Source organism: Pseudomonas sp. SW-3 (genome assembly GCF_016615645.1).
Classification (GTDB): Bacteria; Pseudomonadota; Gammaproteobacteria; order Pseudomonadales; family Pseudomonadaceae; genus Aquipseudomonas; species Aquipseudomonas mandelii.
On the sequence record NZ_CP067098.1, the window covers coordinates 6,250,905 to 6,271,448 of the forward strand.

The following is a 20,544-nucleotide window of genomic DNA, read 5'->3' on the forward strand; positions in this document are numbered from 1 at the left end:
GATGTAAAAACCGCCTTACTTGCGCTTCATCGACAAGAAGAACTCGTCGTTGGTCTTGGTCGTTTTCAGCTTGTCGACCAGGAACTCGATGGCCGCAATTTCGTCCATCGGGTGCAGCAGCTTGCGCAGAATCCACATGCGCTGCAACTCGTCGTCGGCCGTCAGCAACTCTTCGCGGCGGGTGCCGGAACGGTTGATATTGATGGCCGGGAAGACGCGTTTTTCAGCGATACGACGGTCCAGAGGCAGTTCCATGTTGCCGGTGCCTTTGAATTCTTCGTAGATCACTTCGTCCATCTTCGAGCCGGTTTCAACCAGCGCGGTGGCGATGATGGTCAGCGAACCGCCTTCCTCGATGTTCCGCGCGGCGCCGAAGAAACGTTTCGGTTTCTCCAGTGCGTGGGCATCGACACCACCGGTGAGTACTTTGCCGGAGCTCGGGATCACGGTGTTGTAGGCACGAGCCAGACGGGTGATGGAGTCGAGCAGGATCACCACGTCTTTCTTGTGTTCGACCAGGCGCTTGGCCTTCTCGATCACCATTTCTGCAACCTGCACGTGGCGGGTTGGCGGCTCATCGAACGTCGAGGCAACCACTTCGCCGCGCACGGTGCGCTGCATTTCGGTCACTTCTTCCGGACGTTCATCGATCAGCAATACGATCAGGTGAACTTCAGGGTTGTTACGAGCGATGTTGGCGGCGATGTTCTGCAGCATGATCGTTTTACCGGCTTTCGGCGGTGCAACGATCAGACCGCGCTGGCCTTTGCCGATCGGGGCGCACAGGTCGATGACACGACCGGTCAAGTCTTCGGTGGAACCGTTGCCGGCTTCCATCTTCATGCGCACGGTCGGGAACAGCGGGGTCAGGTTCTCGAAGAGAATCTTGTTTTTCGCGTTCTCGGGACGATCGTAGTTGATCGTGTCGACCTTGAGCAGCGCGAAATAACGCTCGCCTTCCTTCGGAGGGCGGATCTTGCCAACGATGGTGTCACCGGTGCGCAAGTTGAAGCGACGGATCTGGCTCGGCGAGACGTAGATATCGTCTGGGCCGGCGAGATAGGAAGCGTCAGCGGAGCGCAGGAAGCCGAAGCCGTCCTGGAGAATCTCCAGCACGCCATCACCGGAGATTTCCTCGCCGCTTTTCGCGTGCTTTTTGAGCAGGGAGAAAATCACGTCCTGCTTGCGCGAACGGGCCATATTTTCTATGCCCATCTGTTCGGCCAATTCGAGCAGTTCGGTAATCGGCTTTTGCTTGAGTTCAGTCAGATTCATATAGGAATGACGTAATCATTTATGGAGGGGGGGAAATTAAGCTTTTGGCTTAATGAGGCCGCGCCGCAGAGAAGGCGACAGGATCGCGTACTTATTCGAAAAGGAGTGCGTCGGCGACGGCTAGCAGGGGGCAATGGAGAAACCAGTGCGGGGCCGAATGTACCACCTGAGTTTCGGAGCGTCTAGCCCTCAATAACGAAAAGGCCCCGCAATATGCGGGGCCTTTTCCTGACGCTTTATAACAACGCTTAAATGTTGGCGTCGAGGAAGGCCGCCAGTTGCGACTTCGACAGTGCGCCGACCTTGGTCGCTTCAACGTTGCCGTTCTTGAACAGCATCAGAGTCGGGATACCACGCACGCCATGCTTGGCCGGGGTTTCCTGGTTCTCGTCGATGTTCAGCTTGGCAACGGTCAGTTTGCCTTTGTAGGTTTCAGCAATTTCGTCCAGGACAGGAGCGATCATTTTGCAAGGGCCGCACCATTCAGCCCAGTAGTCGACCAGTACAGCGCCTTCGGCCTTGAGGACGTCGACGTCGAAGCTAGCGTCGGTGACGTGTTTGATAAGATCGCTGCTCATGGAAGTCTCCAGGTTGTAAGCAAAAAAACGTGGCCCATCATAGCCGCCCTTCCCTCGTTCAGGAAGGTGCAGTTGATTGAGTCTCGCTATGGTGGCGCATGACTTTGGGTATAGCTCAAGTCACGGGGTGGCGGGAGCGACGAAGGCAATTCCGGTACGCAGGGCTGCATTGCGTACATGTTCCTGCATGGCTTTCTGCGCCGCGCCGGACGAACGCCGGGCTAGCGCACGGAGGATTTTGCGGTGTTCCTGCCAGGTTTCCATGGCGCGTTCGGCCCGGATGAACGGTAGCTTCTGGCTCTCCAAAAAGATGTCGGCGCTGGCCGTGAGGATGCTCAGCATCGCCTGATTACCGCTGGCCAGCAGGATGCGTCGGTGAAAATCGAAATCCAGTCGTGCCGCTGCCTCGAAGTCGCCTGCCTTCAATTCGTTGCGCATGGCGGCCACGTTGTCTTCCAGCGTATCGAGCTCGTGAGTGCTCAGGGTCACCGCGGCCAAACCGGCGGCAAAACCTTCCAGGGCATAACGCAACTGGAAAATATCCAACGGCGATGCCTGGGCTGCGAAGGGCCAGCTCAGTGCCGCATCGCCGCGCGGCAAATCCACCGGCGACTGCACGAATACGCCCTTGCCCGGCTGAATGCTGATCACGCCCAACGCACTCAACGACGACAGCGCCTCACGCAGGGACGCCCGACTCACCCCCAATTGCACCGCCAGATCTCGCTGCGAAGGCAAGGCATCGCCCGGCGCGAAACCCTGTTCGGTGATCAGTTTACGGATGGCTTGCAGCGCCACTTCAGGTACGGCTCTGGAAATCGAATTCATGGTTTTTTCAGACGAACCAGGACAATGAGCGGCTAGTTGTAAAGCTATTCGCAGCCCTCGGCAAGTCGTGCCCCATGGGGGTTCGGCACATTTCACGGATGCGCCATGAGGGTGCGAAATGCCCATCCACTGTTCAGACCAGTAAGACCGAAAGAATCCAGTAAAACCGTGGCCTGCGGCCCCCAAATCCGCTTCTTGGCATGGCCCGTGCTCTGTCGATCCGCAGAATTCATTCCTCGTCGATTCGGAGATTCGCCATGACCCTGCGTTACAGCGCCCTTCTCACTGCCCTGTTTGCCAGCCTGATGTTGAGCCAGGCACCCGCTCACGCCGACGGCCTGGAGGATGTAGTCAAACGCGGCGTCCTCAAGGTCGCCGTGCCTCAGGACTTTCCGCCGTTCGGCTCGGTCGGCCCGGACATGAAACCCCGCGGCCTCGACATCGACACCGCCAAACTGCTGGCCGAGCAACTCAAGGTCAAACTTGAACTGACCCCGGTCAACAGCACCAACCGCATTCCATTCCTGACCACCGGCAAGGTCGACCTGGTGATCTCCAGCCTGGGCAAGAACCCCGAGCGCGAGAAAGTCATCGACTTCTCCAGCGCCTATGCGCCGTTCTACCTCGCCGTGTTCGGTCCGCCGGATGCCGACATCAAAGGCCTGGACGACCTCAAGGGTAAAACCGTCAGCGTCACCCGGGGCGCCATCGAAGACATCGAGCTGACCAAAGTCGCTCCCGAAGGTGTGACCATCAAACGCTTCGAAGACAACAACTCGACCATTGCCGCCTACATCGCCGGGCAAGTCGACCTCATCGCCAGCGGCAACGTGGTGATGGTCGCGATCAGCGAGAAGAACCCTAAACGCATTCCAGCGTTGAAAGTGAAGCTCAAGGACTCGCCGGTCTATGTCGGCGTGAACAAGAACGAGCCGGCGCTGTTGGGCAAGGTCAATCAGATCCTCGCCACCGCCAAAACCGACGGCGCACTGGAGAAAAACTCCCAGACCTGGCTGAAAGAGCCATTGCCGGCCGACCTCTGATCGTCGCTCGGGAGATTTGATATGGCCTATCAGTTCGACTTTCTGCCGGTGGTGCAAAACACCGATCTGCTACTGCGCGGCGCCTTGTTCACCCTTGAACTGACGGCCATCGGCGCAGTGCTGGGTGTGGGGTTGGGCATCGTCGGGGCGCTGGTGCGGGCGTGGAACATTCGCCCGTTCTCGGCGATCTTCGGGGTCTACGTCGAGTTGATCCGAAATACGCCGTTTCTGGTGCAGCTGTTTTTCATTTTCTTCGGCTTGCCGTCGCTGGGAGTACAGATTTCCGAATGGCAGGCGGCGGTGCTGGCGATGGTGATCAACCTCGGTGCCTACTCGACCGAAATCATCCGCGCCGGTATCCAGGCGATCCCCCGAGGACAGCTGGAAGCCGCTGCGGCCTTGGCGATGAGTCGATTCGAAGCGTTCCGCCACGTGGTGCTGCTGCCAGCGCTGGGCAAGGTCTGGCCGGCCCTGAGCAGCCAGATCATCATCGTCATGCTCGGCTCGGCGGTCTGTTCGCAAATCGCCACCGAAGAATTGAGCTTTGCCGCCAACTTCATTCAGTCGCGCAACTTCCGCGCCTTTGAAACCTATGCCCTGACCACGCTGCTGTACCTGTGCATGGCGCTGCTGATCCGCCAACTGCTGAACTGGATCGGCCGTCGCTACATATCAAGGAGCAGCCAATGAGCGATTTCACCTTCTGGGACGTCGTGCGCAACCTGCTCACCGGCCTGCAGTGGACCCTGGCGTTATCGCTGGTGGCGTTTATCGGCGGCGGGCTGATCGGCTTGCTGATCATGGTCATGCGCATCTCGAAAAAGCCTCTGCCGCGTAACATTGCCCGCACTTACATCGAGCTGTTCCAGGGTACGCCGCTGTTGATGCAGCTGTTTCTGGTGTTTTTCGGCGTGGCGCTGGCCGGTGTGGAGATTTCGCCGTGGATGGCGGCGGCGCTGGCCCTGACGCTGTTTACCAGCGCCTATCTGGCGGAGATCTGGCGCGGCTGCGTCGATTCGATTCCCAATGGTCAGTGGGAAGCCTCGTCAAGCCTGGCGCTCAACCCGCTGGAGCAACTGCGCTACGTGATTCTGCCGCAAGCGCTGCGGATCGCCGTGGCACCCACCGTGGGCTTCTCGGTGCAAGTGGTCAAAGGCACCGCCGTGACCTCGATCATCGGTTTCACCGAACTGACCAAGACCGGCGGCATGCTCGCCAACGCGACATTCGAACCCTTCATGGTCTACGGCCTCGTCGCCCTCGGCTACTTCCTGCTTTGCTACCCCTTGTCCCTCAGTGCGCGCTACCTGGAAAGGAGACTGCATGCCTCTGCTTAGAATTTCGGCCCTGCATAAATATTACGGCGACCACCATGTGCTCAAAGGCATCGACCTGAGCGTCGAGGAAGGCCAGGTGGTGGCGATCATCGGCCGCAGCGGCTCGGGCAAATCCACCTTGCTGCGCACCCTCAACGGCCTGGAGTCGATCAACGACGGCGTAATTGAGGTCGACGGCGAATACCTCGATGCCGCTCGCGCCGATTTGCGCACCTTGCGGCAGAAAGTCGGGATGGTGTTCCAGCAGTTCAACCTGTTCCCGCACCTGACCGTGGGCGAGAACGTGATGCTCGCGCCGCAAGTGGTGCAGAAAGTGCCGAAGGCCAAAGCGGTCGAGCTGGCGCGGGAGATGCTGGAGCGGGTCGGGCTGGGCGAGAAGTTTGATGCCTTCCCGGACCGGCTGTCGGGTGGGCAGCAGCAGCGCGTAGCGATTGCCCGGGCGTTGGCAATGTCTCCCAAAGTCTTGCTGTGCGACGAAATCACGTCAGCGCTGGACCCGGAATTGGTCAATGAAGTGCTGAGCGTGGTCCGGCAACTGGCCAAGGAAGGGATGACGCTGATCATGGTCACCCATGAAATGCGCTTTGCCCGGGAGGTTGGGGATAAGTTGGTGTTCATGCATCAGGGCAAGGTGCATGAGGTGGGGGATCCGAAGATTCTGTTTGCGAACCCGCAGACGGCGGAGCTGGCGAACTTCATCGGCACAGTTGAAGCAGCAGGCTAACCCTTTTGTGGCGAGGGAGCTTGCTCCCGCTGGGCTGCGCAGCGGCCCTAAAAATTATCACCTCGTTTTCACTGGATCGCATGTGCAGGTTTTGCGACTGCTGCGCAGTCGAGCGGGAGCAAGCTCCCTCGCCACAGGAACTCATGCCGTCCGTGCTCTGGATCAAGGCTTTGAACGCTGCGCGTTGGCGGCAGCGTTTGATCGTGGCAGGATGTCGAGGTTATCGACCGAGACCCCATGACCATGCCGCAATCCCAAGCCAAGAATCTGTCCCTGATCGCCGCAATCGACCTGGGCTCCAACAGCTTTCACATGGTCGTGGCCAAGGCCCAGAACGGCGAAATCCGTATTCTCGAGCGCCTCGGGGAGAAAGTTCAGCTGGCCGCCGGCATCGACGAAGAGCGTCAGCTCAACGAAGAATCCATGCAGCGCGGGCTCGATTGCCTGAAGCGTTTTGCCCAACTGATCAACGGTATGCCGCCCGGTGCCGTGCGGATCGTCGGCACCAACGCCCTGCGTGAAGCCCGCAACCGCGGTGAATTCATCCGCCGCGCCGAAGAAATACTCGGCCACTCGGTGGAAGTCATCTCCGGCCGTGAAGAAGCGCGCCTGATCTACCTCGGCGTGTCCCACACCCTCGCCGACACCCCGGGCAAACGCCTGGTGGCCGACATTGGCGGCGGCAGTACCGAATTCATTATCGGCCAGCGCTTCGAACCGCTGCTGCGCGAAAGCCTGCAGATGGGCTGCGTCAGTTATACCCAGCGTTATTTCAAGGATGGCAAGATCACCCCGGCCCGCTACGCCCAGGCGTACACCGCAGCGCGGCTGGAGATCATGAGCATCGAACACGCGCTGCATCGCCTGACCTGGGATGAAGCCATCGGCTCCTCGGGCACCATCCGCGCCATCGGCCTGGCGCTGAAGGCGGGCGGTCATGGCACGGGCGAGGTCAACGCCGAAGGCCTGGCCTGGCTCAAGCGCAAACTGATGAAGCTGGGCGATGTCGAGAAAATCGACTTCGAAGGCATCAAGCCTGACCGCCGCGCGATTTTCCCCGCCGGCCTGGCGATTCTCGAAGCGATCTTCGACGCCCTAGAACTGCAGCGCATGGATCACTGTGAAGGCGCCCTGCGCGAAGGCGTGCTCTATGACCTACTGGGCCGTCATCACCATGAAGACGTCCGTGAGCGCACGCTCAGCTCGTTGATGGAGCGTTATCACGTCGATCTGGAACAAGCGGCGCGGGTCGAGCGCAAAGCCCTGCATGCCTTCGATCAGGTGGCCAAGGATTGGGAACTGGATGACGGCGTCTGGCGCGAACTGCTCGGCTGGGCGGCCAAGGTCCATGAAGTGGGCCTGGACATCGCTCATTATCAATACCACAAGCACGGCGCCTACCTGATCGAGCACTCGGACCTGGCCGGGTTCTCCCGTGAAGACCAACTGATGCTCGCGTTGTTGGTGCGCGGTCACCGACGCAACATTCCCCGGGACCGGTTTGCCGATTTCGGCGAGGACGGGATCAAGCTGATTCGCCTGTGCGTGCTGCTGCGCTTTGCGATCCTGTTCCATCACATCCGCGGCACCCAGGAAATGCCTCAGGTGGTGTTGCACGCCAAACGCGACAGCCTCGATGTGTTGTTCCCTGAAAACTGGCTGGACGAAAACCAACTGACCCAGGCCGACTTCGCTCTCGAAGCGGAATGGCTCACCCGAGTCAGCTTCACGCTGAACGTGCGCTAAAAACTGCAGCGAACACATTCCCTGTGGCGAGGGAGCTTGCTCCCGCTGGGGTGCGAAGCGCCCCCGTCTATCCCTGAAAAGAAGGGGACTGCTACGCAGTCCAGCGGGAGCAAGCTCCCTCGCCACAGGTAGGAAGCTGAAACCAAAAAGGGCGATCCATGTGGATCGCCCTTTTTTTGCCCAACCGAATCTGCGTCAGCGAACGGCGAGAATCGGACTGCCCAGCCGCTCCAGCAAGGTCGCCTGCGCGCTGCGCGGGTTCTGGTTGCCGGTCGGCGTGTTGCGGATGTAGCGACCGTCCGCCTGCAGGCTCCAGCTGTGGGTGTTGTCGGTCAGATAAAGCTCCAGCTCTTTCTTGACCCTCATGATCAGCTTCTTGCCCTCGACCGGGAAGCAAGTCTCTACGCGCTTGTCGAGGTTGCGCTCCATCCAGTCGGCGCTGGACAGGAACATCTGCTCTTCACCGCCATTGAGGAAGTAGAACACCCGGGTGTGCTCCAGGAAACGCCCGATGATCGAGCGCACATGGATGTTGTGCGACACCCCGGCGATACCCGGACGCAGGCAGCACATGCCGCGCACCACCAGATCGATACGCACCCCGGACTGACTGGCCTTGTACAGCGCGCGGATGATCTTCGGATCGGTCAGCGAGTTGAATTTGGCGATGATGTGCGCCGGTTTGCCATCGAGGGCGAACTGGGTTTCCCGGGCAATCATGTCGAGCATGCCCTTCTTCAACGTGAATGGCGCGTGCAGCAGCTTCTTCATGCGCAGGGTTTTCCCCATGCCGATGAGCTGGCTGAACAGTTTGCCGACGTCTTCGCACAAGGCGTCGTCCGAGGTCAGCAAGCTGTAGTCGGTGTACAAGCGGGCGTTGGCCGCGTGGTAGTTGCCGGTACCCAAGTGGGCGTAACGCACGATCTCGCCGGCTTCGCGACGCAGAATCAGCATCATCTTGGCGTGGGTCTTGAAGCCCACAACGCCGTAAATCACCACCGCACCGGCCGCTTGCAGACGGCTGGCCAGTTGCAGGTTGGACTCTTCGTCGAAGCGCGCACGCAACTCGATCACCGCGGTGACTTCCTTGCCGTTACGCGCGGCATCCACCAGCGCATCGACAATTTCCGAGTTGGCGCCGGAGCGGTACAGGGTCTGGCGGACCGCCAATACATGCGGGTCCTTCGCGGCCTGGCGCAGCAGGTCGACCACGGGAGTGAAGGACTCGAACGGGTGCAGCAGCAGGATGTCCTGCTTGCTGATCACGCTGAAGATGTTCTCGCTGTTCTGCAGCAGTTTCGGGATCTGCGGGGTGAACGGCGTGTATTGCAGCGCTCGCTGACTGTCCAGGCCGGTGATGCTGAACAGGCGGGTCAGGTTGACCGGACCGTTGACCTGATACAGCTCGGTCTCGTGCAAGTTGAACTGCTTGAGCAAGTAGTCGGACAGGTGTTTCGGGCACGTGTCGGCCACTTCCAGGCGCACCGCGTCACCGTAGCGACGGGAGAACAGCTCGCCGCGCAGGGCGCGGGCCAGGTCTTCCACGTCTTCGGTATCGACCGCGAGGTCAGCGTTTCGGGTCAGGCGGAACTGGTAGCAGCCCTTGACCTTCATGCCCTGGAACAGGTCATCGGCGTGCGCGTGGATCATCGACGACAGGAACACATAGTTGTCGCCCGAGCCGCCCACTTCTTCCGGCAACTTGATCACGCGCGGCAGCAAGCGTGGCGCGGGGATGATCGCCAGACCGGAATCGCGACCGAAGGCGTCGATGCCTTCGAGCTCGACGATGAAGTTCAGGCTCTTGTTCACCAGCAACGGGAACGGGTGCGTCGGGTCGAGGCCGATCGGGGTGATGATCGGCGCAATCTCGTCGCGGAAATAGCGGCGCACCCAGGTCTTGATCTTGGTGGTCCAGTGACGCCGACGGATGAAGCGGACCTGATGTTTTTCCAGTTCCGGCAACAGAATGTCATTGAGGATCGCGTACTGACGGTCGACGTGACCGTGTACCAGCTCGCTGATGCGGGCCAGGGCCTGATGCGGTTGCAGACCATCGGCACCGGCCTGCTCACGGGCGAAGGTGATCTGCTTCTTCAGGCCAGCCACGCGAATCTCGAAGAACTCGTCCAGGTTGCTGGAGAAGATCAGCAGGAACTTCAGCCGCTCCAGCAACGGGTAGGACTCATCCAGCGCCTGTTCCAGCACGCGGATGTTGAACTGCAGTTGCGAGAGCTCGCGATGGATATACAGGCTGCTGTCATCCAGACCGGGAATGGCAATCGCTGGCGCCGCTATTGCGGTTTCGGTCACCGCCGCGGGTGGAGCGGGTTCCAGCTCCGGCGGCGTCTCGGCGATTTGCTCGACCACGGGTTGAGCTTCTTTTACGGCAACTTCAGTGAGTCCTTCGGTATTCATGGAATGTTCCTGGGAGGGCTATTTCTGCTCTCGTAACAATTGAGCGGCGCGCACGGCAAAGTAAGTCAGGATGCCATCAGCTCCTGCACGTTTGAAAGCGGTCAGGGATTCGAGGATAACCCCTTCGCTCAACCAGCCATTCTGGATGGCCGCCATGTGCATGGCGTATTCACCGCTGACCTGATAAACAAAGGTCGGCACTTTAAATTCTTCTTTGACCCGGTAAAGGATGTCCAGATACGGCATGCCTGGCTTGACCATGACCATGTCCGCGCCTTCTGACAAGTCCGCCGCCACTTCGTGCAGGGCTTCGTTGCTGTTGGCCGGGTCCATCTGATAGGAGGCCTTGTTGGCCTTGCCCAGGTTCAGCGCCGAACCTACCGCATCGCGGAACGGGCCGTAATAGGCGCTCGCGTACTTGGCAGAGTAAGCCATGATCCGCACGTTGACGTGATCGGCCAGCTCCAGCGCTTCGCGGATGGCCTGGATGCGACCGTCCATCATGTCCGACGGGGCTACCACCTGTGCGCCGGCCTCGGCGTGGGATAGCGCCTGCTTGACCAGGGCATCGACGGTAATGTCGTTCTGCACGTAGCCCTCTTCGTCGAGAATGCCGTCCTGGCCGTGGGTGGTGAACGGGTCCAGAGCGACGTCAGTGATCACACCCAGTTCCGGGAACTGCGCACGCAAGGCGCGGGTGGCGCGTTGGGCGATGCCGTTCGGGTTCCAGGCTTCGGCGGCGTCCAGGGACTTGAGCTCCGGGGGCGTGACCGGGAACAACGCCACTGCCGGAATCCCCAGTTCGACCCACTTGGCCGCTTCTTCGAGCAACAGATCGATGGTCAGACGCTCAACCCCCGGCATCGACGCGACTGCTTCGCGACGGTTTTCACCGTCCAGCACGAACACCGGCAGGATCAGATCGTCGACGGTCAGAACGTTTTCACGGACCAGTCGACGCGAAAAATCATCACGGCGATTGCGACGCAGGCGGGTTGCAGGAAACAAACGGTTGGCGGGGGTAAAGCTCACGGCAGACTCCTGAGCCCGCTGGCGTGCGAGCGTGACAGTTATAAGCGGCCATTATGACCGTGGTATTACAGTTATGTGCACCCCTGCGGCAGGTAGTCGCATTCCATTGTCCTTGTAGGAAATGTTCACGTCGAGACACATTTGGACACTTTCATGAATGTGCACGAAGGCGTAGGCTGCGCGTTCATTTCGCCAGCATCCAGACAATGCTCCAACAATTTCTTCAGGAATTCGGCTACTTCGCCCTTTTTCTCGGCACGTTCTTCGAAGGCGAAACCATTCTGGTGCTCGCAGGCTTCCTCGCGTTCCGCGGATACATGGACATCAAGATCGTCACGATCGTGGCGTTCTGTGGCAGTTATGCCGGCGATCAGCTGTGGTATTTCCTCGGGCGAAAACACGGTCGCAAATTGCTGGCGCGCAAACCACGCTGGCAACTGATGGGTGACCGGGCGCTGGAACATATCCGCAAACACCCGGACATCTGGGTGCTGAGTTTCCGCTTCGTCTATGGATTGCGCACGGTCATGCCGGTGGCGATCGGCCTGTCGGGATATCCGCCGGGGCGTTATCTGCTGCTCAACGGGATTGGTGCTGCGATCTGGGCGACCGCACTGGCCGCAGCGGCGTATCACTTCGGCGCGGTGCTTGAGGGCATGCTGGGCAGCGTCAAGAAGTACGAGCTGTGGGTGCTTGGTGCCCTGCTGGTACTGGGCCTGGGCTTGTGGCTGCGCCGGCGTTTCAAGAATGCCCGTCTGGCGAAGAAGATCTACGCCGACGAGCAAGCCGAGCTGGCCAAGGCAGCCGAGACTAAGACGCCAACCGAGTGAAGCGGTCCCTGCAACAGTAGAGACCGATGCCGCTGAGCAGGCTGTAGCTGAACAGGCCGATCCAGCCCACCGCGCTGGCCGGCCACAGCCCGACTACCGGCGCCAGCCACACCAGCGGCACATTCGATGCCAGGCGCAACAGCTCCAGTTTCAACGCCTGCGGGCGATTCTCCAGGGCCATGCCCAACGTAAACAAGCCAAACGCCACTGCGCCCCAGCCCAACACCAGCGCGGCAGTCGGCAAACGTGGCTCAAGGTTCATCAAATAGCTGCCCAGCGCGATGTAAACGCAGAACTGCAACGCCACATACACTTGCTGACGCCCGTCCAGCGGCACCTCGAATTTGCGGAACTGACTCAGGTCCGGTTTGTTCATCGGGTACTTGGCCGCCACATCCGCCGGCCGCCAGCCGGTGCGCATGAACCAGATCCGCAGCTTGTCCCATGTGCTTTCAGCCCGTCGCGCGTCATCCCAAAGCTGTGCGTAAAACTGCACGTTCGCCCACAACGGATTCCAGCTTGCCAACGGCGTGGTCACGCCGAAAATCACCGGCTCGTTGTCGTCCTCTTCCTGGAACGAGCCGAATAGACGGTCCCAAATAATGAACACCCCGCCGTAGTTGCGATCCATGTAGAGAGCGTTCTGTGCATGGTGAGCCCGATGATTGGACGGCGTGACAAAGAACCACTCGAACCAGCCGAGCTTGGGAATGTGTTTGGTATGCACCCAGAACTGATAGAGCAAGTTGAGCGCAGCAACGCTGATGAACACCAGCAACGGCACGCCGAGCACCGCCATCGGCAGGTAGAAAATCCAGCTCAGCAGAAAGCCGGTACTGGTCTGGCGCAGGGCCGTGGAGAGGTTGTAGTCCTCACTCTGGTGATGCACCGAGTGCGCGGCCCAGAGGATGTTGCGCTCATGGCCCATACGGTGCAGCCAGTAGTAGCAGAAGTCATAGAGGACAAAGGCAAACACCCAGACCCAAACGCTGTCGGCCGACAGTTCGAACAGCGCCAGGTGCTGGAGGGCAAACGCATAGGTCACCAGGCCGACGCCTTTGGTCAACAGGCCGGTAGTAGTCGACAACACCCCGGTGCTGATGCTGTTGATCGCGTCCGCCAGCCGATAATTGCTCAACCCGCGCCAACGGTCCGCCAGCAGCTCGACGGCAATCAGCACAAAGAAAAACGGCACCGCATACAGAATGAAGTCCATTGACGCGCCCTGATCGGAATCTTGAGGACAGATGCTAGGTGTAGCCGCGAATTAACCCTATGGCAACGAGTGACAAATTAGTGGACATTTAACGCCATGAATCTGGAGAAAAACCCATGAGCAAAAAAATTGCAGTGATCCTTTCCGGCTGTGGCGTGTACGACGGCGCCGAGATCCACGAAAGCGTGATTACCTTGCTGCGCCTGGACCAGCGTGGCGCCGAGGTGCAGTGCTTTGCCCCCAATATCTCGCAATTGCATGTGATCAATCACCTGACCGGCGACGAAATGCCCGAGTCACGCAACGTGCTGGTGGAATCGGCGCGGATCGCCCGGGGCAACATCAAGGACATTCGTGAGGCCAGCGTAGAAGACTTCGACGCGCTGATCGTGCCGGGCGGGTTTGGCGCGGCCAAGAACCTGTCGAACTTCGCCATCGAAGGCGCCGGTTGCACCGTCCAACCGGACGTCCTGGCGCTGACCGAAGCGTTTGCCGAAGCGGGCAAACCGGTGGGGTTGATGTGCATTTCGCCGGCGCTGGCGGCGAAAATCTATGGGCCGGGCGTGACTTGCACCATTGGCAGCGACGCCGATACCGCCGCCGCCATGAACAAGATGGGCGCCACTCACCAGGATTGCGCAGTGAGCGACATCGTCGAAGACAAGGCGCGCAAACTCGTCTGCACCCCGGCTTATATGCTGGCCCAGAGCATCAGCGAAGCCGCCTCGGGGATCAACAAACTGGTTGACCGTGTCCTCGAACTGACCCACGAAAACGACGCTTAACGCGGTCAAATTGTGGGAGTGAGCCTGCTCGCGCCCACCTTTGATTTGAGTAAGGCTCAGGCTTTACGGGTCAGCCGAGTGAGTATCCGGTCAAGCGCATTGGCGAACGCCTGCTTCTCGCGCTCACCAAACGGCGCCGGCCCGCCGCTCATCTGGCCTTGTTCACGCAGATCGGTGAACAGGTTACGCACTGCCAACCGATCGCCCATGTTCTGCGCATCGAATTCCTTCCCCCGCGGGTCCAGCGCTGAAACGCCGTTTTTCACCAGCCGATCGGCCAGCGGCACATCGCTGCAAATCACCAGTTCACCTGGCACCGCGTGTTCCACCAGATAGTCATCGGCGGCATCCGGGCCGCTGGGCACCACGATCAGCTTCACCAGAGCCAGGCCAGGTTTGATCTGTGGCTGCCCCGCCACCAGCACCACTTCGAACTGGCGCTTGAGAGCGAACTTCACCACCAGATCCTTCGCCGCCCGTGGGCAGGCGTCGGCATCGATCCATACGCGCATTGTGTTTCCCTCCGTTAAAAGCTTCGCGGGCAAGCCTCGCTCCTACAGGATTCGCGCGTTATTTGGGGCCGCGTACAACCTGTAGGAGCGAGGCGTGCCCCCGAATATGAGCGCAGCGAATGCTCTTAAGAAACCTGCACCCGCCGCTTCTCCGCCATCCAGCTACGGCCATACAGCACCACAATCGCAACGATCGCCAAGCACTGGGCACTCAGCGAATACGCATCCGCGTGGATCCCCAGCCAGTCGAAGTCAAAGAACGGCACCGGCCGGGTGCCGAAGATTCCGGCTTCCTGCAACGCCTTCACGCCATGCCCGGCGAACACCACCGACAGCGCGCAGAGCAAACCGGCGTTGATGCTGAAGAACAACGACAGCGGCAGTTTCTGCGAGCCACGCAGGATCACCCACGCCAGCCCGACCAGCAACACCAGCGCCGTTGCACCACCGGCCAACACTGCGTTATGCCCCGCAGGCCCCGCCTGCAGCCACAGGGTTTCGTAGAACAGAATCACTTCAAACAGCTCGCGATACACCGAGAAAAACGCCAGCGTCGCAAAGCCGAAGCGTCCGCCGCCGCCCACCAGGCTGCTCTTGATGTAGTCCTGCCAGGCTGCCGCGTGACGACGGTCGTGCATCCACACGCCCAGCCAGAGCACCATGACGGCGGCAAACAACGCCGTCGCACCTTCCAGCAATTCACGCTGCGAACCGCTGACATCAATCACATAGGCCGCCAGTGCCCAGGTCGCCAGACCCGCCAACAACGCCAGGCCCCAACCGACGTTGACGCTGCGCACCGCCGATTGCTGGCCGGTATTGCGCAGGAACGCCAGGATCGCCGCCAGCACCAGAATCGCTTCGAGGCCTTCACGCAGCAAAATCAGCAAACCGGAGATGTAGCTCAGTGACCAGCTCAAGCCGTCGCTGCCCAGCAGCCCGGCGGACTCCTTCAACTTGGCCTTGGCCGCGTCCAGACGCTGCTGGGCCTGGGCCACCGGCAAACCGTCCTGCAACGATTGACGGTACGCCATCAGGGACTTTTCGGTGTCCTTGCGCACGTTGGCGTCGACGTTGTCCAGCGAGCTCTCGACCAGTTCGAAGCCTTCCAGATACGCCGCTACCGACAAGTCATAGGCTTGATCATGATCACCGGCACGGTAGGCCGCGAGGCTCTTGTCCAGGGTGGCGGCGGTGTAGTCGAGCAACTGCGCCGGGCCACGCTTGACCTGCGGCGGTTGCGCCCGCTGCGCACGGAACGTCGCGGCGGCTTGCGGGCCATCGGCGGCCTGCACTTCGGCTGGCGTCTGACGAGCGAGGTCGGCGATGTTGTAGGTCTTTTCGGATGTGGCGGCGGCCGGATCGGCGCTGAAACCGGCGATGTAGGTTGCCAGGTCCCAACGCTGGCGATCGTCCAGTTGATCGGCGAAGGCCGGCATGTCCGTGCCTTCGACGCCCAGGCCCACTGTGGTGTAGATCGCGTACAGACTCAGGTGATCCAGGCGCGCCGTGTCACGCAGATTGGCTGGCGGCGGCGTCAGACCGACACCCGCCGGGCCGTCACCGGCCCCCGTATCGCCGTGGCAGACCGAGCAATGCTGGGCGTAAAGCGGTGCACCACGGGTCGGATCCGGGGTAATGATCGGCGCCTGACTGACTTCATAGGCCACGGCCAGTTTCGCGCCGAGTTGCCGAGCCTGCCGGGCCACATCCGCGCCGTCCTGACGGGCAGCGATGGCGCTGCGCAGCGTGCTGACGCCCTGCTCCAGCCCGGCTTTTTCCGGCTTGGCCGGCATCGCCGCGATCAAGCCTTGTAGCACCTTGATGAATTCCAGCTGCTCGCGGTATTCGGACTCGTCGATGACCTTGCCCGCTTGCACCGTCTGCGGATAATCCGCACCGATGTAATCGAGCAAATGCAGGGCTTGCGGCGCGCCTTCCACGGTGGAAGCCAGCAGATTGAAACTGCACAAGGCAAACAGCGGCAACACCAGCCAGGCCAGGAAACGGGACGGGGCAGTCATGAATGAATCTCAATTGGAAATACGAAGTAACACATTGTTCACTTCCAGTGAGATTCACTCAAGCTTTGTCTGCGACGGCCGCAGGAGTACAGGAACAAAGTGCCATCATCCAAGTCTATAAATTGCCGCCTCATGGCGGCTTATTTTCAAGGAAGACACACAGCAAATGGCCACCCGCCTGCGCTTCATTTTTGTACTCAGTGCCTGTTTGCTACTGAGCGGCTGTCCCACGATGCGTGACTACAACGCCGAGCTGGGCGAAACACTCGAGTATTTCAAGGCCGGGCAGCTCGACGGTGCAGTTGCCGTACTCGACCGCAACAATCCCATTCCCCCGGGCGATCTGCTTTACCACTTCGAAAAAGGCGAATTGCTGCGCCTCACCGGCAATTTCCCCGACAGTTATCAACATTGGGACTACGCCGACCGTTTGATCGAAGGGTGGGACAATTCGCCCCTGTTCGTCCCTTTCAAAACATTCACCGAGTTCAACAGTTACAGCGCCAACGACAAGGTGCGGTTATACGATGGCTATGATTTCGAGAGAGTTGCCCTGACCACGCAAATGGCCCTGATGCTGCTCTCCGGCTCCGAAACGGAACTGGCGCGCGTCATGATCAAGAAAACCCACGAGCGCGAAGCCACCATTGCCGACAAGCGTGACAAGCAATACCTGGAACTGGAAAACCAGGCGAAGGAACAAGGGGCCGCGATGAAATTCCAGGACCTTCAGGGCTACCCGGTAGCGACCCTCGACGCCCCCGAAGTGATCGCGCTAAAGAACAGCTACCAGAGTGCGTTCAGCCATTACCTCGCCGGATTCATTTATGAATCGTTGAACGAGAAAGACCTCGCCGCACCGGGCTATCGCCAGGCCATCGAACTGCGCCCCAATACGCCGCTGCTCGAACAAGCCTTGCGCAACCTGGCCAAATCCCCGCTGAAGGCTGGCGAGGTCGACGTTCTGCTGATCGTGCAAACCGGCCTGGCGCCGGCGCGCAGTTCGGTGCGCGTGCCGATTTCGGTGGATGTCGAAGGTGAAACCTACATCACCAACATGTCGTTCCCGATCCTCGTCCCCGACACCTCCACGCCACCGGTGGACTTCGTCATGGTGGACGGCAAAAAACACAAACTGACGTTGCTCAACAGCTTTGGCGATATGTCGCGGCGCACCTTGCGTGATGACATGCCGGGCATCATCCAGCGCACGCTCCATCGCGCCCGGTCCAATGTCGAGTATCTGGCCTATCTGAAAAAGCACAGACCCGAGAAACTTGAGGAAACGCTCCTGCAGCAGACGCAACGCGAGGACGCCGATACCCGCGGCTGGCGTACGTTGCCGGACAAGACGCTGATTGCCCGCCTGCGGCTCAAGAAAGGCCAGCACCAACTGACGCTGCCCAACGCACCGGACGCAGCACCGGTCAGGTTCAAGGTGGATCAGACCCACCAGGCCTTCAGCCTGCGCGCCGTGGGTGACCGCCGGTTCGCCGCCGATGTCGCCCTGCAGCTCGACACCCTTCCCGCACCGCAGGCTGCCATCAGCCCTGCCCAACCCTGAACGGAGATTTTCATGGGATTGAAATGCTTCTCCGTTGTCGCACTGGCCCTGTTGGCCGGTTGCGCCACCCCGCCACCGCCGCCGGAACCGGGCAGTGCCGCGAGCAAAGTCATGGCCACCGGACCGATCAAGAACGTGGCCATCGGCCCGATGCGCATGGCCAGGGAAAACGGTTTCTTGACAGTCAACACGCAGCTGAGCAACACGGATACCCGCAACCGAACGCTCTATTACCGCTATCTTTGGCTGGGGGCGGAAGGTTTTCCGGTGGCCGAAGCCGACACCTGGAAAAGCCTGACCCTTTACGCCGAGCAAACGAGTTTTCTGCCGGCCATCGCTCCCGTGCCCCAAGCCGTGGATTTCCGCCTGGAGATCAATACGCCGTGAACCGCCCACTTGAGACCTTGCCCATGTTTGTACGCGTTTCGTTCATTGCCCTGGCCGTATTGCTGATCGGTGGCTGCGCCGACAATCGCTCGCCGGTATTGGGCAGCGGCAATATCAGCTATGGCGACCCGAAAGCCGTGGAATTGATCACCAACGAATTCGGCTCGACCGACCTGCAAATGATCGCGGAAAGCATGACCCGCTCCCTCGCCCAGTCCGGCGTCCTGAAAGGCCGCCCGGTGGTTCAGGTGTACGACGTGATGAACAAGACCAGCGAATACATCGATACCCGGGAGATCACCACGTCGATCAAAACCCAGCTGATGCGTTCCGGCACCGCGCGCTTTGCCAGCGACAACACGGACCTGCAGAGTCAGGTCGACCATCTGAAATTGCAAAACCAGAGCGGTCTGTACAAAAAGAGCACGGCGGCCAAGACCGGCAACATGATCGCCGCGCGCTATCGCCTGGAAGGCTCGATCAGTTCCATCGTCAAGCGCAGCAACGATTACAAAGACGTCTTCTACAAATTCAGCCTGCAGTTGGTCGATGTCGAAAGCGGGCTGGCCGAGTGGATGGACGAGAAAGAAATCCGCAAGACTACGGAGCGCTAAGCAATGCGTGCATGGATTGGCATCATGGCCCTGGCCTGCGCCGTTGGCGTACAGGCGGCCCCGAAAATCGCTGTCACCGACCTTGCCTACGAGGCCAGCGTGGATCAATACGTCCACGTGATCGCGGCCCGGGACAATCATCAACAGGATTATTACGGCGCCAGTGGCTCGTCCAGTTATGACGAGTACACCACGCAGAACAGCTACCTGGAGCAGACCGAAATCCGCCGCTTCAGTGGTGACATCAAAGGTCAGATGCTCAAGACCGGCATGTTCCAGCTGATCCAGGGCACGCCCTACACCGCCAGCGCCAAAAGCGATGTGTACGACGTGATCAAACGCATCAAGGCTGGCCACTTCAAAGGCGCCGACTACGTGCTGTTCGGCACGCTGTCGGACATCGACTTCACCCAGGACATGAATGAGCTGGCCAATACCGACAGCTATTCGGCGGTGCTGGCACTGACCCTGGTGGCGGATTTCAGCCTGATCAACACCAGGACCTACGAGATCACCTCGGCGTTCACGGCCATGGGCGAAGCCCAGGACACCAAACTGATGAATGATCGGGATATCCACGTCTCGCTGAACCGGCCACGGGTGGTGCGGGACGTGTCGAGGTCGTTGGGCGAAGATGTGGCGCGTCAGTTGAGCGAACAGCTGGGGGATGGCAGTTATGTGCCGTCAGGACAACCGCAGCCGCGCAACGACCTGCCGCCGGATACTGCGCCGGTCATCCTGCGCTAAGCCTGAAGCCGATCACCCTGTGGCGAGGGAGCTTGCTCCTTTTGCTCGAGTGCGCAGCGCTCGCACTATTGGGGCCGCTGCGCAGCCCAGCGCGAGCAAGCTCGCTCGCCACAATGGATCGGGTCTCCCTTGAGAGGTTTACACCGCGACTTTGCGCAGGGTCGCCATAAACGCAGCCGCACCAATGAACAGCCCGGCAAACGTGCGGTTCATGCGTTTTTGCTGCTTGGGCGTGCGCAACAGGCGCAGCACCTTCGACGCCAACCCGGTGTAGCCGGCCATGACGATCAGGTCGACACAGACCATGGTCACGCCAATGATCAAGTATTGGGCCAGCAGCGGCGCGTGTGGATCAATAAACTGCGGCAACACCGCCAGCATGAACACCAGCGCCTTGGGATTGCTGATGTTGACCAGGAATCCACGGAACACCAACGCCAGCGGCTTGCCAATCTGACGCACGGCCGCGTCATCGCTCATGTCGCTGGGCAACGCGCGCCATTGCTTGACCGCGAGATAAACGAGGTAGGCCACACCGAACCATTTGATCGCATAGAAAGCGGTGGCTGATGCCGTGAGAATCGCGCCCACACCGGCGCCGACAATCGCGATCTGTACCGCCAGGCCCAATTGCAGGCCCAGGGCGTTCCAGTAACCGCGCCAGAAACCGTATTGCAGACCGCTGGACATCGACGCAATGGCGCCGGCACCGGGAGACAGACTGATCACCCAACAGGCGGCAAAAAACGCCAGCCATGTTTGAAGCTCCATTGCACACCTCGACTCAGACTTGTGACAGACGTCTAAGCTAATGCGGCTTTGGGCTGATGACTACCGATTTTTTGAAGGATAGAGCGACTGCCGACCAACGTTTTATGACTTTT

Annotated in this window: 20 protein-coding genes; 11 read left to right on the forward strand and 9 right to left on the reverse strand. The window is 60.1% G+C overall.

Going from position 1 to position 20,544, the window contains the following annotated elements:
* Positions 1-15: 15 nt before the first annotated feature.
* The 3 genes from rho to JIO00_RS28410 all read right to left on the reverse strand — a co-directional run bounded on the left by rho (position 16) and on the right by JIO00_RS28410 (position 2,681).
* Entirely contained in the window at positions 16-1,275 is a 1,260-nt protein-coding gene (rho, locus tag JIO00_RS28400) for a transcription termination factor Rho (RefSeq protein WP_007942421.1), read from the reverse strand.
* A 248-nt stretch (positions 1,276-1,523) separates the two neighbouring features.
* Positions 1,524-1,853: a thioredoxin TrxA gene (gene trxA / locus JIO00_RS28405; protein ID WP_008150340.1), complete on the reverse strand. Its 330-nt coding sequence runs from the start codon at positions 1,851-1,853 to the stop codon at positions 1,524-1,526.
* A 120-nt stretch (positions 1,854-1,973) separates the two neighbouring features.
* Positions 1,974-2,681, reverse strand: a complete 708-nt coding sequence (locus JIO00_RS28410) for a FadR/GntR family transcriptional regulator (protein ID WP_010465028.1) — start codon at positions 2,679-2,681, stop codon at positions 1,974-1,976.
* Between the two features lie 257 nt (positions 2,682-2,938).
* On the opposite strand from JIO00_RS28410, the gene JIO00_RS28415 reads away from it, so the two are divergent.
* The 5 genes from JIO00_RS28415 (at position 2,939) to ppx (ending at position 7,531) form a co-directional block, all read left to right on the forward strand.
* A complete protein-coding gene (locus JIO00_RS28415; protein WP_172791904.1) occupies positions 2,939-3,724 on the forward strand; it encodes a transporter substrate-binding domain-containing protein in 786 nt (261 codons plus the stop codon).
* 21 nt (positions 3,725-3,745) lie between these two features.
* On the forward strand, positions 3,746-4,414 hold the full coding sequence (locus tag JIO00_RS28420; protein WP_010465033.1) for an amino acid ABC transporter permease: 669 nt from the start codon (positions 3,746-3,748) through the stop codon (positions 4,412-4,414).
* Positions 4,411-5,061: an amino acid ABC transporter permease gene (locus tag JIO00_RS28425; protein ID WP_010465035.1), complete on the forward strand. Its 651-nt coding sequence runs from the start codon at positions 4,411-4,413 to the stop codon at positions 5,059-5,061. Before JIO00_RS28420 ends, JIO00_RS28425 begins: the two co-directional genes overlap by 4 nt.
* A complete protein-coding gene (locus JIO00_RS28430; RefSeq protein WP_010465037.1) occupies positions 5,048-5,785 on the forward strand; it encodes an amino acid ABC transporter ATP-binding protein in 738 nt (245 codons plus the stop codon). Before JIO00_RS28425 ends, JIO00_RS28430 begins: the two co-directional genes overlap by 14 nt.
* A 243-nt stretch (positions 5,786-6,028) precedes the next feature.
* Positions 6,029-7,531 (forward strand): exopolyphosphatase, encoded by a 1,503-nt coding sequence (gene ppx, locus JIO00_RS28435; protein WP_010465038.1) that lies wholly within the window; start codon positions 6,029-6,031, stop codon positions 7,529-7,531.
* 195 nt (positions 7,532-7,726) lie between these two features.
* Here ppx and ppk1 read toward each other — a convergent pair whose 3' ends face one another.
* Both ppk1 and hemB read right to left on the reverse strand, forming a co-directional pair.
* Positions 7,727-9,949: a polyphosphate kinase 1 gene (gene ppk1 / locus JIO00_RS28440; protein WP_200667266.1), complete on the reverse strand. Its 2,223-nt coding sequence runs from the start codon at positions 9,947-9,949 to the stop codon at positions 7,727-7,729.
* An 18-nt stretch (positions 9,950-9,967) separates the two neighbouring features.
* A complete protein-coding gene (gene hemB / locus JIO00_RS28445) occupies positions 9,968-10,981 on the reverse strand; it encodes a porphobilinogen synthase (RefSeq protein ID WP_010465043.1) in 1,014 nt (337 codons plus the stop codon).
* A 206-nt stretch (positions 10,982-11,187) separates the two neighbouring features.
* On the opposite strand from hemB, the gene JIO00_RS28450 reads away from it, so the two are divergent.
* Positions 11,188-11,811, forward strand: coding sequence for a DedA family protein (locus JIO00_RS28450; RefSeq protein ID WP_077747159.1), 624 nt, complete (start codon positions 11,188-11,190; stop codon positions 11,809-11,811).
* On the opposite strand, the gene JIO00_RS28455 is transcribed toward JIO00_RS28450, so the two are convergent.
* On the reverse strand, positions 11,792-13,027 hold the full coding sequence (locus JIO00_RS28455; protein ID WP_102595300.1) for a sterol desaturase family protein: 1,236 nt from the start codon (positions 13,025-13,027) through the stop codon (positions 11,792-11,794). The genes JIO00_RS28450 and JIO00_RS28455 overlap by 20 nt on opposite strands.
* A 116-nt stretch (positions 13,028-13,143) precedes the next feature.
* On the opposite strand from JIO00_RS28455, the gene elbB reads away from it, so the two are divergent.
* Entirely contained in the window at positions 13,144-13,812 is a 669-nt protein-coding gene (gene elbB, locus JIO00_RS28460; RefSeq protein WP_083375489.1) for an isoprenoid biosynthesis glyoxalase ElbB, read from the forward strand.
* Positions 13,813-13,868: 56 nt separating this feature from the next.
* On the opposite strand, the gene JIO00_RS28465 is transcribed toward elbB, so the two are convergent.
* Both JIO00_RS28465 and JIO00_RS28470 read right to left on the reverse strand, forming a co-directional pair.
* Positions 13,869-14,324 (reverse strand): YaiI/YqxD family protein, encoded by a 456-nt coding sequence (locus JIO00_RS28465; protein ID WP_010465051.1) that lies wholly within the window; start codon positions 14,322-14,324, stop codon positions 13,869-13,871.
* Positions 14,325-14,449: 125 nt separating this feature from the next.
* Complete coding sequence (locus JIO00_RS28470) at positions 14,450-16,348, reverse strand: FTR1 family protein (RefSeq protein WP_200667268.1); 1,899 nt, start codon at positions 16,346-16,348, stop codon at positions 14,450-14,452.
* A 166-nt stretch (positions 16,349-16,514) separates the two neighbouring features.
* On the opposite strand from JIO00_RS28470, the gene JIO00_RS28475 reads away from it, so the two are divergent.
* The 4 genes from JIO00_RS28475 to JIO00_RS28490 are packed head-to-tail and all read left to right on the forward strand — an operon-like array spanning position 16,515 to position 19,660.
* Positions 16,515-17,912: a COG3014 family protein gene (locus JIO00_RS28475; protein ID WP_200667270.1), complete on the forward strand. Its 1,398-nt coding sequence runs from the start codon at positions 16,515-16,517 to the stop codon at positions 17,910-17,912.
* A gap of 12 nt (positions 17,913-17,924) precedes the next feature.
* On the forward strand, positions 17,925-18,299 hold the full coding sequence (locus JIO00_RS28480) for a YcfL family protein (RefSeq protein ID WP_200667272.1): 375 nt from the start codon (positions 17,925-17,927) through the stop codon (positions 18,297-18,299).
* Between the two features lie 23 nt (positions 18,300-18,322).
* Positions 18,323-18,913, forward strand: a complete 591-nt coding sequence (gene lpoB, locus JIO00_RS28485) for a penicillin-binding protein activator LpoB (RefSeq protein WP_200668684.1) — start codon at positions 18,323-18,325, stop codon at positions 18,911-18,913.
* Positions 18,914-18,916: 3 nt separating this feature from the next.
* Positions 18,917-19,660, forward strand: a complete 744-nt coding sequence (locus tag JIO00_RS28490) for a penicillin-binding protein activator LpoB (protein ID WP_200667274.1) — start codon at positions 18,917-18,919, stop codon at positions 19,658-19,660.
* Between the two features lie 138 nt (positions 19,661-19,798).
* On the opposite strand, the gene rhtB is transcribed toward JIO00_RS28490, so the two are convergent.
* Positions 19,799-20,431 (reverse strand): homoserine/homoserine lactone efflux protein, encoded by a 633-nt coding sequence (gene rhtB / locus JIO00_RS28495; RefSeq protein ID WP_200667276.1) that lies wholly within the window; start codon positions 20,429-20,431, stop codon positions 19,799-19,801.
* Positions 20,432-20,544: the final 113 nt, after the last annotated feature.